Annotated in this window: 1 protein-coding gene; it reads left to right on the top strand. The window is 60.0% G+C overall.

The window, feature by feature from the left end:
- On the top strand, positions 1-410 hold a 410-nt coding region (locus tag AC1VNY_RS42790; protein ID WP_482409721.1), incomplete at both ends, for a YqaJ viral recombinase family protein.

Genomic DNA, 410 nt, shown 5'->3' with positions numbered 1-410 from the left:
GGCGTATGAGGCGAAGACGGGCGAAATGGTGTCGCCTTGCTTCGGCGAGTGCGAACCCTTTCCGCAGCTTTCGGCATCGTTCGATGGCATGAGCCTGGATGGCAATACGATCGTCGAGATCAAGGTGCCATCCGCGAAGGTTCACGAGATGGCCAAGAATGGCCAGGTGGTCGATTACTACGTGCCACAAATCGCGCACCAGGCGCTGGTCGCTTGGGGTATGCCTGAGTCCTGGGGCAACGACAAGCGAGCGTTCTTCGTGAGCTACGACCCGGATAAGGACGAACTGGTCATCGTGCCGGTCGACATGGGCGAACTGGCGATGATGGCGAAGCGGTTGCTGCCGTGTCTGCTGGACTTCTGGCAGGCGGTGTTCGAGAAACGTCCTCCGCTTGGCGATGGCATGGAGC

It is taken from the genome of Bradyrhizobium ferriligni, from assembly GCF_056837965.1.
Note: the sequence above shows the minus strand (reverse complement) of the source record. Positions and strands in the feature narration are given on the sequence as shown.